Annotated in this window: 13 protein-coding genes and 1 pseudogene; 4 read left to right on the forward strand and 10 right to left on the reverse strand. The window is 70.4% G+C overall.

Annotated features, from left to right (window positions below; all coding sequences use genetic code 11):
- The first annotated feature begins 79 nt into the window (after nucleotides 1-79).
- Both GPA10_RS24090 and GPA10_RS24095 read left to right on the forward strand, forming a co-directional pair.
- Complete coding sequence (locus GPA10_RS24090) at nucleotides 80-685, forward strand: TetR/AcrR family transcriptional regulator (protein ID WP_157167292.1); 606 nt, start codon at nucleotides 80-82, stop codon at nucleotides 683-685.
- Nucleotides 682-2,022, forward strand: a complete 1,341-nt coding sequence (locus GPA10_RS24095) for an aldehyde dehydrogenase family protein (RefSeq protein WP_058851179.1) — start codon at nucleotides 682-684, stop codon at nucleotides 2,020-2,022. The genes GPA10_RS24090 and GPA10_RS24095 overlap by 4 nt, the downstream gene beginning before the upstream one ends.
- 28 nt (nucleotides 2,023-2,050) lie before the next feature.
- Here GPA10_RS24095 and GPA10_RS24100 read toward each other — a convergent pair whose 3' ends face one another.
- Nucleotides 2,051-2,503 (reverse strand): nuclear transport factor 2 family protein, encoded by a 453-nt coding sequence (locus GPA10_RS24100; RefSeq protein WP_157167293.1) that lies wholly within the window; start codon nucleotides 2,501-2,503, stop codon nucleotides 2,051-2,053.
- 138 nt (nucleotides 2,504-2,641) lie between these two features.
- Between GPA10_RS24100 and GPA10_RS24105 the strand changes: the two genes are divergently transcribed.
- A complete protein-coding gene (locus GPA10_RS24105) occupies nucleotides 2,642-3,214 on the forward strand; it encodes a PadR family transcriptional regulator (RefSeq protein WP_058851181.1) in 573 nt (190 codons plus the stop codon).
- Here GPA10_RS24105 and GPA10_RS24110 read toward each other — a convergent pair.
- From GPA10_RS24110 to GPA10_RS24135, 6 genes and pseudogenes are all read right to left on the reverse strand, one after another.
- The gene (locus tag GPA10_RS24110) at nucleotides 3,181-4,185 is read right to left on the reverse strand and encodes a fibronectin type III domain-containing protein (protein WP_425505808.1); all 1,005 of its coding nucleotides are present in this window, start codon (nucleotides 4,183-4,185) and stop codon (nucleotides 3,181-3,183) included. The genes GPA10_RS24105 and GPA10_RS24110 overlap by 34 nt on opposite strands.
- A 193-nt stretch (nucleotides 4,186-4,378) precedes the next feature.
- Nucleotides 4,379-4,849, reverse strand: coding sequence for a PTS-dependent dihydroxyacetone kinase phosphotransferase subunit DhaM (locus GPA10_RS24115; RefSeq protein WP_157167295.1), 471 nt, complete (start codon nucleotides 4,847-4,849; stop codon nucleotides 4,379-4,381).
- 85 nt (nucleotides 4,850-4,934) lie between these two features.
- Nucleotides 4,935-5,549 (reverse strand): annotated as a pseudogene (dhaL, locus tag GPA10_RS24120) (dihydroxyacetone kinase subunit DhaL); the annotation flags it as partial.
- Nucleotides 5,550-5,675: 126 nt separating this feature from the next.
- Nucleotides 5,676-6,668: a dihydroxyacetone kinase subunit DhaK gene (dhaK, locus tag GPA10_RS24125; protein WP_157167296.1), complete on the reverse strand. Its 993-nt coding sequence runs from the start codon at nucleotides 6,666-6,668 to the stop codon at nucleotides 5,676-5,678.
- Between the two features lie 76 nt (nucleotides 6,669-6,744).
- Nucleotides 6,745-7,170: a hypothetical protein gene (locus GPA10_RS24130; RefSeq protein ID WP_246259626.1), complete on the reverse strand. Its 426-nt coding sequence runs from the start codon at nucleotides 7,168-7,170 to the stop codon at nucleotides 6,745-6,747.
- A 55-nt stretch (nucleotides 7,171-7,225) separates the two neighbouring features.
- A complete protein-coding gene (locus tag GPA10_RS24135) occupies nucleotides 7,226-7,714 on the reverse strand; it encodes an RICIN domain-containing protein (protein ID WP_157167297.1) in 489 nt (162 codons plus the stop codon).
- A gap of 709 nt (nucleotides 7,715-8,423) precedes the next feature.
- Here GPA10_RS24135 and GPA10_RS24140 point away from each other — a divergent pair.
- Nucleotides 8,424-9,263, forward strand: coding sequence for a DUF2637 domain-containing protein (locus GPA10_RS24140; RefSeq protein ID WP_343041275.1), 840 nt, complete (start codon nucleotides 8,424-8,426; stop codon nucleotides 9,261-9,263).
- Nucleotides 9,264-9,440: 177 nt separating this feature from the next.
- On the opposite strand, the gene GPA10_RS24145 is transcribed toward GPA10_RS24140, so the two are convergent.
- The 3 genes from GPA10_RS24145 to GPA10_RS24155 form a co-directional block, all read right to left on the reverse strand.
- Complete coding sequence (locus GPA10_RS24145; protein WP_157167298.1) at nucleotides 9,441-11,246, reverse strand: hypothetical protein; 1,806 nt, start codon at nucleotides 11,244-11,246, stop codon at nucleotides 9,441-9,443.
- A gap of 43 nt (nucleotides 11,247-11,289) precedes the next feature.
- Nucleotides 11,290-12,657: a LamG-like jellyroll fold domain-containing protein gene (locus GPA10_RS24150; RefSeq protein WP_198351680.1), complete on the reverse strand. Its 1,368-nt coding sequence runs from the start codon at nucleotides 12,655-12,657 to the stop codon at nucleotides 11,290-11,292.
- Nucleotides 12,658-13,123: 466 nt separating this feature from the next.
- Nucleotides 13,124-14,281: a histidine decarboxylase gene (locus GPA10_RS24155; RefSeq protein WP_157167300.1), complete on the reverse strand. Its 1,158-nt coding sequence runs from the start codon at nucleotides 14,279-14,281 to the stop codon at nucleotides 13,124-13,126.
- Between the last annotated feature and the right edge of the window lie 21 nt (nucleotides 14,282-14,302).

The following is a 14,302-nucleotide window of genomic DNA, read 5'->3' on the forward strand; positions in this document are numbered from 1 at the left end:
TACCGTCGAGAGCACGGCAGCCTGACGTTCTGCGCGCAGAACGTCAGCAAGTTCAACAAGTAAGGAATCGGCTGGAGCCATGGCGACCGACCGACTCGGCGACGTCCTCGACGCCACCTACACCTGCCTGACCAGATACGGCGTGCGGCGCACCACGGTGGACGACATCGCGGGCGAGATGGGCGTCTCGCGGTCGGCGGTGTACCAGTACGTGCGCGGCAAGGACGACGCGGTCCGCCGTCTCGCCCGCCGCCTGCACGACCGGGCCCTGGAGCGGGCCGAGGCGGCGGCGGTGTCCGACGCGCCGACCGCCGAGCGCGTCCACGGCATCCTGGCCGCCAAGCTCGGCCTGGTCCTGGACCTCGTCGGTGGCTCGCCGCACACCGCCGAACTCGTCGACACCAAGGCGCGGCTCTCCGGCGACATCTGCGACGCCTTCACCGAACGGCTGCGGGAGCTGCTCACGGCGCAGTTCGCGGCGGCGGGCGCGCGCGGCGCGGGCGGCGCGGTCGATGGCGCCCCCGCCCGTGCCGCCGACATCTGCCTCGCCCTCGTCATCGGTCTGGAGTCCACGCCCGACGGGGCGAACCTGCTGCGCCCCGCCACCGACGCCCTGCTCACCGGGCTCCTGCCGGCCCCTTCAACGACACCCGTACCGTCAGCCACATCCCTGAGGAACTCATGAACGACGACAGCACCCCCACGCACGGCCCCGAGGACCCGAGCGCCCTGGTGGCCCGCCTGCGCGCCACCTTCCGCTCCGGCCGCACCCGCCCCCTGGCCTGGCGCAAGCAGCAGCTCACGCGTCTGCGCGAGCTGCTCACCGAGCACCGCGAGGACATCGCGGACGCCCTGCACGCGGACCTCGGCAAGCCGCGCGCCGAGGCCTACCGCTCCGAGATCGACTTCTCCGTACGGGAGATCGACCACACCCTGGAGCATCTGGAGGAGTGGCTGCGCCCGGAGTCCGTCGACGTCAGCGGCGTCTTCGGGGACCGGGCGAGCGCGGGCACGCAGTACGACCCGCTGGGCGTCGTCCTCGTCGTCGCGCCGTGGAACTACCCCGTGCAACTGCTGCTCGTCCCCGTGGCCGGTGCGCTCGCCGCGGGCAACTCGGTGGTCGTCAAGCCCAGCGAGATGGCACCCGCCACCTCCACCGTGATCGCCCGGCTGCTGCCGCGCTACCTGGACACGGACGCCGTCGCCGTCGTCGAGGGCGGCGTGCCCGAGACCACGGACCTGCTCGCCCAGCGCTTCGACCACATCTTCTACACCGGCAACGGCGCCGTCGGCCGGATCGTCATGCGTGCCGCGGCCGAGCACCTGACCCCGGTCACCCTCGAACTGGGCGGCAAGTCACCGGCGTTCGTCGACGCCGGAGTGAACACCGCGGAGGTCGCCCGCCGTCTGGCCCGCACCAAGTTCGCCAACGCGGGGCAGACCTGCGTCGCCCCCGACTACGTCCTGACCGACCCCACGACCGCCCGCGCCCTGGAAGCCGCCCTGACGGAGGCGATCGAGGAGCAGTACGGTGCGGACCCGGCGGCGTCGGACGCGTACGGCCGCATCGTCAACGAGCGGCACTTCGACCGGCTCACGGGCCTGCTCGGCTCGGGCCGCGTCGTGACCGGCGGGCAGACCGACCGCGCCGCCAAGTACATCGCGCCGACCGTGCTCGCCGGGGTGCGCCCCGACGAGCCGGTCATGCGGGAGGAGATCTTCGGCCCCGTCCTGCCGATCGTCGAGGTGGACGGCCTCGACGAGGCGATCGACTTCATCAACGACCGGGACAAGCCGCTCGCCCTGTACGCCTTCACCGACTCCGACGGCACCCGGGAGCGGCTGGCCGCGGAGACGTCGTCGGGCGGGCTCGGGTTCGGCCTGCCGATGGCCCATCTCTCCGTACCCGAGCTGCCGTTCGGCGGCGTCGGCGAGAGCGGGCTCGGCGCCTACCACGGCCCGCACTCGATCGCGACCTTCAGCCACCGCAAGGCACGCCTGGATGTGCCGCTGCCCGCCTGAGCCCCCCGGCCGCCACGACGGCCCGGCGTCACCGCTCCGCGGCGAGCGGCGGCGCCAGGCCGTCGGCTACCAGGCCCGCGTACACGGCCTCGCCGAGCGCCCGCACCGCCGACTGCGGACGCACCATGACCGTGAACTCCTTGATCCGGCCGTCCTCGTCGAAGTGCAGCAGGTCGATGCCGTGGATCTCCTTGCCGTTCACCGTCGTACGGAACAGCAGCACGGCGGACTCCGCCTCGCTGCCGTCGTAGCTGGTCCGCGCCGCGCCCTCGTACGACCCGACGTACCGGAAGTCCTCGAAGAGACGCAGCAGCACCCCGAAGAGCCCCATGACCGACTCGCGGCCCTCGAAGGGCTGGAACTTCACCGGGCTGTAGAGCCGGATGTCCGGCGTGAACAGCTCCTCGATCGAGGAGAGCGCACGCTTCTCGACGGCTTCGCGGAAGCGGGCGGCGGTGTCGGCGCCTTGCGCTGTGCTCATGGAGAACCTCTTCGAGGAGCTGGCCATAGTCAAGAATATGACTACTCTGATTCTTTACTATGATGGCGGAGCGCGGCAGGACGGACAAGACAGGACGGACAAGAAGCGCGTGGCGGACCGAACGAGAACGGGGTGACCATGGCTCTGCGGCACGCGGTGCTCGCGGCGCTGCTCGACGGCGAGTTCAGCGGCTATCAGCTCGCCAAGGGCTTCGACATCGGCGTGGCCAACTTCTGGCACGCGTTGCCGCAGCAGCTGTACGCGGAACTGTCGCGCCTGGAGGACGAGGGGCTCGTCGCCGGGCGCGAGGTGGTGCAGGAGGGGCGGCCGAACAAGCGGATGTTCCACGTCACGGAGGCGGGCGTCGCGGAACTCGAGCGGTTCGCCACGACACCCGCCAAGCCGTCCTTCATCAGGGACGACCTGCTGGTCAAGGTGCAGGCCGTCGACGGCGTCGACCCGGCCCCGGTGATCGCGCAGCTCCAGGAGCGGGCGGCGGTCGCCGAGGCCAAGGCCGAGGTCCTCGGCAAGCTCCTGGTGCGGCTGCGCGGGGCGGCGGACGAGGAGGAGTTCCTGCGCACGGGCAGGCGGATCGGGCCCTATCTGACGTGCAGGCGCGGCCTCGCCTTCGAGCGCGAGACGTACGACTGGTGTCTGCGGACGGCGGAGGTCCTGCGTCAGCGGGTGGTGACGGTCCGCTCGGGGGAGTAGCCGCCCCAGGTGCCGTCGGGCAGCTTGGCGCGCAGCTTCACGCGGTGCGTCGCACCCGCCTCCCGGCCCACGTAGAAGCTGTGCTTGGCCTTGTCCGTCGGTGTCTCGCCGCCGAAGACCAGCGAGGTGGCGTTCCGGCCGTCCAGATGGATCTGGTACTCCGTCACCGCGCCGCCGGTGCGCGGCGGCGTCCAGGCGAGGTCGATGTAGTACGCCTTGTCGGACGAGCGGTGCGTACGGGCCCTGAAGTCCGCCGGGGCCGTGGCGCGTCCGCTGTCCTTGCCCGCGGCGGTGGTGACGCGCACGGCCGGGCTCGCGGGGGAGAAGTTGTCGGCGGCGTCGCGCGCCTTGACCGTGAATGTGTACGTGGTGCCCGGCCGCAGACCGGTGATCAGCGTGTCCGTGGTGCCCCCGCCGACGCTGTGGATCTTCGAACCGCCCTGGTAGACCTCGTACGAGGCGATGCTGCGGTTGTCCTTGGACTTCCCCCAGGCCAGGGTCGCCGCGTGCCCGCCCTCGGCCGCGCCGCGCAGGGTGCCGGGCCGGGACGGGGCCTTGCGGTCGGCGGCCGTGGCCGCGGGCGTGCTGACCTTCAGCTTCCTGCTGTCGGGGCTCACGTTGCCCTTGGTGTCGCGGGCACGTACGGAGAAGACGTAGGTGGACGACGGCTTCAGCCCGGTGATGTCGACCATGTGCTGGTCGGCCGCGACGTCCTTGACCTTGTCGGTGCCGCGGTAGACCTCGTAGCCGCCGATGTCCGTCCCGTCGGTGGTGCTGTTCCACATCACGTGCACGGAGGTGGCGCTGCCCGCCTGCACGGTGAGGCCGCGCGGCGCGGAGGGCAGCCGGGTGCCCTCGCTCTCGCCACCGCCCCAGGCGCAGGAACTCACCCCGCAGACGACAGCGGTGACGAGGAGGCAGGCGGTCCGGAGGGGGAGTGCGTGGCGGGGCGGGTGGGGGGTCCGTCGCACGGTGGTGCCTTCCACTCGACACAATTGGTCCGGACCAATTTGGCAGGAGTGATGGGGTCACATCAAGAGGGGAGGGCCAAGCACATGGGCCGAGCTGCATGGAGCGGAGCGGAGTGGAGTGGAGCGGAGTGGAGTGGAGTGGAGTGGAGCGGAGTGGTGGCCGTGCGGGTTCACACGTAGTAGCCGTGCGGGTTCACACCTTCCGGTACCCGTACGCCTCTTGCGCCGCCTTCTCCACCGCCGCGATGTCCGCGCCCGCCGAGGCCGTCACGACGGCCGCGACCGCGCCCTCGACGAAGGGCGCGTCGACGAGCCGTGCCCCGTCCGGGAGTTCGCCGCCGTCGGCGATCAGGGCCTTGACCGTCAGGACGGCGCTGCCGAGGTCGACGAGGAGCGCGACGCCCGCGCCCCGGTCGACGCGGCGCGCGGCGGCGGTGATCAGCTCGGAGCTGGTGCCGAGACCGCCGTCCCGCGTGCCGCCGGCGGCGGACACCGGTGCGGTGGCGCCGCCCGCGAGGCCGCCCGCGAGGCCGCCCGCGAGGCCGCCCGCGAGGCCGCCCGCGAGGCCGCCCGCAAGGCCGCCCGCGAGGGCCGCCACGGAATCGGCTACGGGGCCGCTGTGGGAGACGAGGACGATGCCCACGAGGGGCTTGCGGTCACTCATGACCGCCCCTTCCTGCTACACCCTCTGTTCCCTCTGCTCCTTCTGCTGCCTCTGTTCTTTCTGCTCTCTCTGCTCTCTCGGTCTCCGCCGTCTCGGCCAATGTCTCGAAGAGCAGGGCGGAGGAGGCCGCTCCCGGGTCCTGGTGGCCGATGCTGCGCTCGCCCAGGTAGCTCGCCCTGCCCTTGCGGGCCTGGAGCGGAACGGTCGCGAGGGCGCCCTGGACGGCGGCCTCCGCGGCCGCGGCGAAGGACGAGGGGAGTGCGTCGACCGCAGGCACCAGGGCGTCCAGCATGGTCTTGTCGCCGGGAGCGGCACCGCCGAGCTGGGCCACCGCGTCGGCCCCGGCCCGCAGCGCGTCGGCGAGATCACCCCTGGCGACCCGGGGAGCGTCGCCGAGCGCCCTGCCCGTGCGACGCAGGAGCGTGCCGTACAGCGGACCGGACGCGCCGCCCACGGTGGAGATCAACTGTCGCCCCGCCAGGCTCAGGACGGCGCCGGGAGTGTCCGGCGGCTCCTTCTCCAACGTGTTCTCCAACGTGCTCTCCAACGTGGCGACGACGGCCGTGAAGCCGCGCCGGAGGTTGCTGCCGTGGTCGGCGTCGCCGATGGGGGAGTCCAGCTCGGTGAGCCGGTCCGCCTCACGGTCGACGGCTGCGGCGGCCGCGGCGAGCCAGCGGCGGAAGAAGGCGGCGTCGAGCACGGGAACTCCTTGCGTCGGCGGGGCGGGGGTTCGGCTGCCCGCGGGGGCGGACGGTCTCGGCTCCCTGCGGGACCGGGCGGGGCCCGGCTGCCCGCGGGGCCAGGACGGGCTCGGCTCCCCGCAGGGTCACATGCCCCAGCGCAGCCCGGGGGTGCGGACCGGAGCGTCCCACAGGCCGAGCAGTTCCTCGTCGACGCGGCACAGCGTCACCGAGGCGCCCGCCATGTCGAGGGACGTCACGTAGTTGCCGACGAGGGTGCGGGCCACTGCGACGCCACGCTCGCCGAGGACGCGCTGGACCTCCGCGTTGAAGCCGTACAGTTCGAGCAGTGGCGTGCCGCCCATGCCGTTGACGAGGACGAGCACCGGATCGCGCGGGTTCAGGTCGTCGAGTACGGCGTCGACAGCGAAGTCCGCGATCTCCCGGGACGTCATCATCGCGCGCCGTTCACGGCCGGGCTCACCGTGGATACCGACGCCCAACTCCAGTTCGCCCGCGGGCAGATCGAAGGTGGGGGAGCCCTTCGCGGGGGTGGAGCAGGCGCTGAGCGCCACACCGAAACTGCGGGAGTTCTCGTTCACGCGCCGGGCGATCGACTCCACCCGCTCCAGCGGCATGCCCGCCTCGGCCGCCGCGCCCGCGAGCTTCTCCACGAAGAGGGTGGCGCCGGTACCGCGCCGCCCGGCCGTGTACAGGCTGTCCGTCACCGCCACGTCGTCGTTCACGAGGACCTTGGCGACCTGGATGCCCTCGTCCTCGGCGAGGTCGGCGGCCATGTCGAAGTTCAGTACGTCGCCGGTGTAGTTCTTGACGACGAACAACACGCCCGCACCGCTGTCCACGGCCGCCGCGGCCCGCACCATCTGATCGGGAACCGGCGAGGTGAACACCTCACCGGGGCACGCGGCCGACAGCATGCCGGGCCCCACGAACCCGCCGTGAAGCGGCTCGTGCCCGGACCCGCCACCCGAGACGAGCCCGACCTTCCCCGCGACGGGCGCGTCCGCGCGGACGATGACCCGGTTCTCGACGTCCACGATCAGCTCCGGGTGCGCGGCCGCCATTCCCCTGAGCGCGTCGGCGACCACGGTCTCGGCGACGTTGATGAGCATCTCCATGGATACCTCCCGGAGGGGTGGGCGGGGGCTGGTGCTCATGACTCGCGTTCTAGCTGATCGCGGGATGCTTGGCGAGTCAGGGATCGTGGCGATCGAAGGCGATCAGTGGCGGCAAGCAGGAGCGAAACCGGTGGAGCAGTTCAAGCGCGGCAGGACTCTCCGCGTCGAAGGCCTGGATCTGTTGGTCGAAGGCGTGGCGCTGTTGTGCGACAGGGAGGTCCGGCGCCCAGGTGCGGGCGCCGTGGCAGCGGAAGCAGAAGGCGATCTCGAAGAGCTGACTGGTCAAGTCGTGCGCCCGGATCCCCCAGCCCGGAAGGAAGCAGCGGTGCTGCTCACTGCCGGGCAGGTCGGCGATCAGGGACAGGGCCTGCTGGGTTCGCTCGCCTTCCCAGATGGCGGCGGTGTCGCCCGCCAGGTCCTCCGAGTCGAGGTGCCTGGCGGGATCGGTGATGCGCACGACTTCGATGAGCTCGGTCTTCTCATGGGTCGGCGGCAGCAGCATGACCCTAGGTTATCGAGGCTTACCTCCCGTTGACGGCGAGTACGGGAAATCGACCTCATCCCATGACTGTGAGCTTCCAACGCTGATCAGCGTACTGGCTGAGGCAGTTGTACATAGTGACGGGGGAGTTCTCCGTAGTTCCTTGCGCGAGCAGACACAACCCTGTGTGCTGATTGCGGATCTGGACACCATTCTGGGTGGAGACCGCTTCCCACTTTTGGTCCGCGTAACCACCGCACTCGTACTGGCGGGGATTCTGCCCGGTCCTTGCCGTCAGGCATTTCCCGCTGTTCGAGTTTCTGAGGAAGCCGCGGTCGGTAGCAACCCAAATCTGGTCAGCCCACGTCCCGCAGTCACTCATCACGGCAGGTGCCTCGTTCGCCGGACCCCTCACGACCAGGCACAGACCGCTGCGTTCATTCTGCCACCGTTGCTTCTGGTCGGGTATGAAATTCCCTGTGCCGGCGGCAGCTTGGGGTGCGGTCAGGACACCCACAGCCACACCGAAAGATGCGATGATCGAAAACGCCTTGCCCATAGCCATTCAGAATCCCTCCACAGCGGTCCGATTTCCCTGGCCAAACTAATCCGGAGGAGAGGGGTGGAGGCAGCGAGGAATAAGCCGTTCCCCTTGCCGTTGTTGCGGCTGGTACGTCGGCTGTCCGGTAATCGCTGGTTTACGGCCTGCCATTGTGCGGGGCCAGAGGTCGCTAACCTATCGGCCCCGGCCGGTCATCGCCCTGTCGGTGGCCGCGGGATCTCCGTCCAGCCCAACTCCGGAACCGTCGACTGCTCCCCGGCGGCCGACCGCGGCATCAACGGCGCCGGATTCGACGTGACCTGTGCCTGATCCAGCACCAAGCGACCTCGCGGCACAGGCCACGGGCCCGACCGCCGCAGCGTCCACGCGTGTCAAGGTTGATTAACTATTAGGCCTTCAGGCTCTCTATATGACTCGATGAGCCACCCGTTTGCCTCACATCCTCCGTATGCCGCACACGTTGGATGGAATATGTCTACAGCAGGTACCGGCATCACTCAGGAAAACTCTCTTTCCACCTCAAGGGGCAGTGCCAGCAGGCCAGTTCGCATGGGGGCCTGGACCTACACACCGGCGCGCCACGATGTCGGCGCAACACTCAACGACACAGCCAGGTTCGTCGACCTGCGTCACTGCGCCGCACTCCTCGACGACCTCCTGTCGGAACTGCGGCGCATCGAATCCGCGTATCCGAGCCCGGAGATCAGCTCCCGTGAATGCGCGAACCGTGTGGTTCCACGGCAGGGCGAGCGTGGGTGAGAGCCGCGGCCGGCACAGCCGCCCCCAGCCCGAACCCCCCGCCCAGCCCTTTATCGGCGGGCAGACGGCAACAGACGGCTTCCTGGCGCCGCTCGACCAGATGGACGTCCACTGGGATCCCACGGAAGAGCTCGCCCACCTACTGCACACATCCGGCACCAACACCAACACCAACACCAACGACCACGGCTCGCCGTCGGCCGCGCAAGACAACGGGCAGCCCGCCACCGGAACACACGACGGTTCCCTGGAAGGCCTGGTCGAGATCACCGCCGAACTGCCGCCCCTGCGGATCCCGCCGCGGCGCCGGAGCAGACGCCGCAGCCGCCCGCGTTCCCGCACACGTACGGCCGGAGTAGCACGCACGACCAGCCGCTTCCTCGCCGCGCTCGCCACCGTCGTCGTATCCACGGTCTGCGTGTTCAGCGGCATCATCAGCTACAACTCCCTGCGCCACCTGGCCACTCACCACACCGCGGACCGGGCCGCCGGGTGGTGGCCGCTGCTGGTCTACGGGCCCTGGACGGCCGCCTCCCTGTCGATTCTGCGCGCCGCCCTCCACCAGCGCCGGGCAGTCCACTCATGGGCGGTCGTGCTGCTGTTCACCGTCCTGGCCCTGCTCCTGGCCGTGGCGCAGGCACCCCACACGGCAGCCGACGCCGCCGCAGCGGCCCTCCCCTCCCTCGCGGCGCTCGCCTGCTTCCAGCAACTCGTCCGGCAGATCACCCTCACCCGCCCGCCCCGCCAGTCCACCCCACGCCACCGCAACCGCAAACCGGCAGGCCGACGATAGTCCGACCCGAGCACAGTGTCCCGGCTACCGGCTACCGGCTTCCGGTAGCCGGAAGCCGGTATAGCCGGTATAGCCGGTATAGCCGGTACAGCGAGGACTCCCGCCAGTTCTGCGAACGCACGGGGGACAGAGAGCGGCAGAGGGCAAGGCGGTCTCCGCGACGGCATGAGGAGTCGGTCAGGCGGTGCCGAAGTACACCACTTGGTCTCGTGCCGCCGACAGTTCCTGGTACTTGGCGGTGAACAGTTCGAAGTAGTTGCGCAGTGAGGTGCCCGAGACATCGGAGCGCCCGGGTGCGGGGCGGGTGAACTGGTAGCCGACTCCGCCTTCGAAGGCGCGCCAGGCGAGGGTTTCGCGCCGGGTGGCGTCGTCGATGATGCGGAAGGTGTCGGCGCCGCTGAAGGCGAGCCCGTACAGGTTGTCGCCGGTGAAGTGCGGGATGTTGCGCAGTGTGTAGGTGCGTCCGGGGGTGGCGCCGCCGGTCTGGGAGACGACGCCGGGCGGGCCGATGTCCTGGGAGGCGGGCTTCTGGTACTCGGTGCCCGTCGCCTTGTCACCGGGCCAGGGCTCCTGTTCGGTCCACTCCTGTTCGCGGTCCCTGTCGCCGCCGAAGAGCTTCTTCAGCAGCCAGGCGAGGAGGAAGACCAGGACCGCGACGGCCGCGCCGATCGCCGCCCCCACCGGGCCGGCGGGCGAGCCGATGAGGGCGCCCACCGCGGCCGCGGAGCCCAGGCCCACCCACCATTCCCAGTCCTCGGGGTCGTAGTCGACGGCGTCCTTGCCGCCCTCGGCGATCTGCTGGGTGTCGATCTGGGTGGAGGAGACTCCCAAGCCCTGGACGGCGAGCTGGTTGGCGTAGAGCACCGGATGCAGACCGTCGGGGCTCGGCCGGCCCGCGTCGTCCACGAACCTGAGCTGGGGGTGGGACAGCGGCACCACCTTGGCCGTGGTCGGGCTCGTACTGACGAACAGCAGCCCGCTCAGGCGGTCGGAGGTGCGCCCTTCCAAGCCCTCACCACTGCCGCCGTCGGGGAAGCGGGACATCAGTAGGCCGATGGCGAGGTGGTGGAACTCGCGGTTGTTGCCCGAGCCGTCGGTCAGTCGTCGCGCGCCGTCGTCGGCCGGGTAGAAGGCGTGGTAGACGAACAGCAGCGGTTCGCCGCCGTTGCGCGGGAACAGCACGTCGCGGGTGGGGTCGGCGTGCACCCGGTTGTGTCGTAGCTCGGCGAAGCGGCCGCCGCGGGCCGCTGTCGTGTTGTAGTGGCGGTTGGCTCGTGACGCTGCCTCCGGCGACTTCACTTCGCAGAAGAGCGTGGGCGCCAGCCGACCCGGGGTGAGTCGGGCGTCGCTCGCGGACAGGTTGAGCCGGCCCGCGGTGAGGGGCGAGTCGGGGTAGGGGCGTACGCCGCTGTCGATACCGATGGTCGCGACGAACGGGATCCGTCCGCCCTCGGGTGCGTCCCGGTCAGCAGACGCCTGCCAGACGTCGGGGTTGTCGAACAGGACCTGGAAGGCGTCCGCGCCGATGGCACGAGTGCCGCTGGGCCCGTGGAGCCGGCCGCGCAGCACACCGTCGTCGAAGCCGAGGTAGCGGGCGATGTCCACCGGCCAGTACGTCTGCCGGTCGGGATGGCGTACCACCGGCGCGCAGCGGGCGGCGACCCGCAGGACGCTTTGTGCCAGGTCGCCGGTGTCGTAGCCGAGCAGCCCGAAGAGGGAGTAGAGGGTGTCCTGGAGCACGTCGAGGAACCGCCGGAGCTGTTCCTTCTTCTCGGGGTCGGTGGTGGCGTCGATCCTGGAGCGCAGGGCGGCGACCGTGGGGATGCGGACGAATCCTGCCGGGGTGGCGGGGACGTCGAATCTCCCGTCCTGAGCGAAGAGTTCGGCGGGTTCGGTGAGCCCGGCGAACTGGGGGTTGGCGGTCAGCAACTCGAAGAACCGCTCGATGACATAGGCGCGGACGGTGTCGAGACGGGTGGTCATGGCCGTTCTCCTCGGTCCATTCGGTCCATTCGGTCCGTGTGGTTCATTCGGTCCGTGCGGTTCCCGTGCGGTCTACGCGGCCCATTCGGTCCATGTGGTCCGTGCGGTCTTTGCAGGCGCAGTGGACGTGGATGTGGGTGGCGCAGGAACCGGCGCCGGGGCCGGGAGCGCAGTGCCCCTCCGGCCGGGGACGGCAGCCGCATGGGGTGCCGGGGCCGCACGGGGTGCCGGGGCCGCCCGGACCCTGCCCGTGCTGCGCGCACCAGCGGCGCAGCCACTCCTCCAGCCAGGCGGGTGGACCCGGTTGTCCGGGTGCGCCGGGCTCCTGGGGCGGGAACACGGGCGGAAAACCCGCCGTGCACCACTCGGGGTGGGCACGGCGGATCTCGGCCCAGCGCTCGGCGGGAAGCGGATCGGCGGCGATCAGACGCAGTGCCTCCCACGGGAACATGGCTGCCGCCGCCGGACTGTCCTGGCAGGCCTCGGTCAGGAACTGGTTCAGGAGCGGCGCGAGTTGCGGGTCGCGCAACAGGTCGGCGCCCCGGTTCTCGTCGTCGCGAGCGAGCTTGGAGAGCTTGTCGGCCAGCGGCATCAGGGCGTCCAGCGTGGCCGCCGGGTCGGCGGACTGGCCCACGACCACCGAGCCCAGACGCTTGGCGGCTGCCACCGCCGCTGCGCCGAAGCTCCGTACCGCCTGCTTCTCCGCTTCGCTCAGCTCGCTGGAGAGAGCGGCGTTCCACGACTCCAGACGGCTGGTGCCGTCCGAGTCCTCGCACAGCAGCCGGGCCAGTACGGTGGTCAGTTCCTCGCGCTCGTCGAGAGTGTCGACCCACACCGGGCCCATCAGGCCGCTGAAGGTGTACCGGGAATCACCGCCCGGCCAGTATCCGATCCGGATGCCGTTCTCACCGACCGGCCGGATGGGAAGCCCCGCGGTCGTGCGCGCGCCGAGCAACTGTCCGTCCACGCTGAGCGTGAGGACCTGCCCCGCGTCGTAGAGGAGCTCCGCCAGGTGCCACCGGCCGGAACGGAGCCGCCCAGGCGCACTGGACACACCCCACCAGTTCGGGGAGCCGTCGTTCACCGTCCCGCTGAGGACCCCGTCCTCCTCGGTGAACAAGGCGAACGAGCCGTCGCCCTCCACCAGGTTCAGCCGCCGCGGACCCACATCGTCCGCCTTGAAGTACGCGCGGACCCGCAGCCCCCGCCAGTCCGCGAAACCGGGCTGCTGGGCCACCACGACCTTGGACTCGGGATGGTCGTATCGGATCGCGGTACCGATCCCGTCGGCCGGCTTGTCCACCCACCGGTCGGCGGCGGGCAGCTCCACCCGCCCGTGATACCCGTGCCCGGTCTCGTCGAGAGCGGCATGGTTGTCGAAGTCGAAGTGCAGCAGAGGTTTCCAGGACATCAGCATTCCTCCCTCGGCCCGGGCCACGCCGCCCGGCACACCACTCAGCCTGGACAACTGCCGCAACCCGATGCCACTTCTGTTCCGTTCAGCGGAACACCGACATTCCGCCCAGCGGAACGCCGACCTGGCCAACGTAGCGAGACCTGCGAGCGTGCCGCCTCGAGCAGTGAGCAGGGCTTTCGCACGGGCCGGGTCGACGTCCCGCAGGTACGCCGGGCACCTGCGTCACGCGTCAACCGGCGGACGGGAAGCGGAACTTCACACGAAGGTGTAGGCGTACGCCGGTGCGTCACCTGTGGTGCGACTGAGCCTCCGGGCGCGTGGCGAGTCCGGCGGTGGGAGTGGTCAGTGGTCGTGGTGCGGAGCTCAGGAGTCGGTGCCCGAGAGTCCGGAGAGTCGGTGCCGGAGAGTCGGTGCCGGAGAGTTGGTGCCAGAGAGTCGGTGCCGGAGCCGATGTCCACGCTCACTGGCGGAGGTCGGCGCAGAGTCTGTCGATGTGCTCGCCGGTGACGTGGGGCATGGCGATGAGGTGGGCGCGGTCTCCGACGCTCAGCAGGTTCCAGCGTCTGCAGAGGGCGGCGGTGGGTTTGTCGAAGAGCACGGTGTTGCTGCCGGGGGCACGTTCGGGGTGATGGCCCTCCTCGCGCAGGCGCTGTTCGGCGTACTCGGCGGTGGCCAGGCAGTGGGCGACTCGGCGTTGCAGTCCGGTCCGGCCCAGCCTGCGCAGCTCGTACCACAGGAGCAGCGGGGTGAAGGCGTCGCGGGAGCCGGTGATGGTGTCGTCGTCGCTGCCCACCGCGATGCCGGGACGGCGAATCGCCTCGACGTGTTCGGGCCTGGTCAGGACGATGCCGCAGGGGAAGGGCGCGCCGAGCATCTTGTGCCCGCTGAGGGCGATGCTGTCGGCCCCGGACTCGAACGCCCATGGCCTGGGCTCGGGGGCGAGGGCTGCGATCAGGCCGCCGAACGCGGCGTCGGAGTGGATATGGACCTGGTCGGTTCCCGCGTCCGCGAGCGCTTCGCGGACGCCCGCCAGGTCGTCCTCGCTGCCTCCGGTGGTCGTCCCGATCGTGGTCACCACGACCGCGGGTCCGCCCTTCCGCGCGGTGTGGTGCCGGCGCAGGGCGGCGAGGTCCATCGCACGGTCGTGCCCCACCTCCACGGCGACGTAGTCCATCCGCAGCAGGCGGGCGATCTTCGGCAGGGAGTAGTGGGTGGCCTGCGAGGCGTACATCACCGCTTCGGGGAACCGCTCCCGCCCTACGTAGCAGCCGTAGAGGTTGCCTTCCGTGCCCCCGGTGGTGACGTACCCGAAGGCTTCCTCGTGCCCGGCCAGGCGGGCGAAGAACGACACCACCTCCCGCTCGAACACCTTGCTGTGCAGCTGGTACTCACTGCTCGTGGGCGGCCCGCCCACATTGTTCCCGTGCACCTGGAGGAAGTCCGCCAGCGGCCGGTAGTCGAAGTCCAGGTTCACCGGAAAGCCGAGCATGTGATCCCGCTCGCCCAGCATCTGCGCGGCCATCTCCTTCAGGAGCGCCACGTCCCGATCGGAACCGCTGCTGCTCCCGGTCGGGTCGTCGGGTATCCGCACGTCGTCGGCCAGGGGGTGTCGCACCATGAGGAACCCTCTCGATCGTGC

The sequence above is a fragment of the Streptomyces typhae genome (assembly GCF_009755605.1).
Taxonomy (GTDB): domain Bacteria; phylum Actinomycetota; class Actinomycetes; order Streptomycetales; family Streptomycetaceae; genus Streptomyces; species Streptomyces typhae.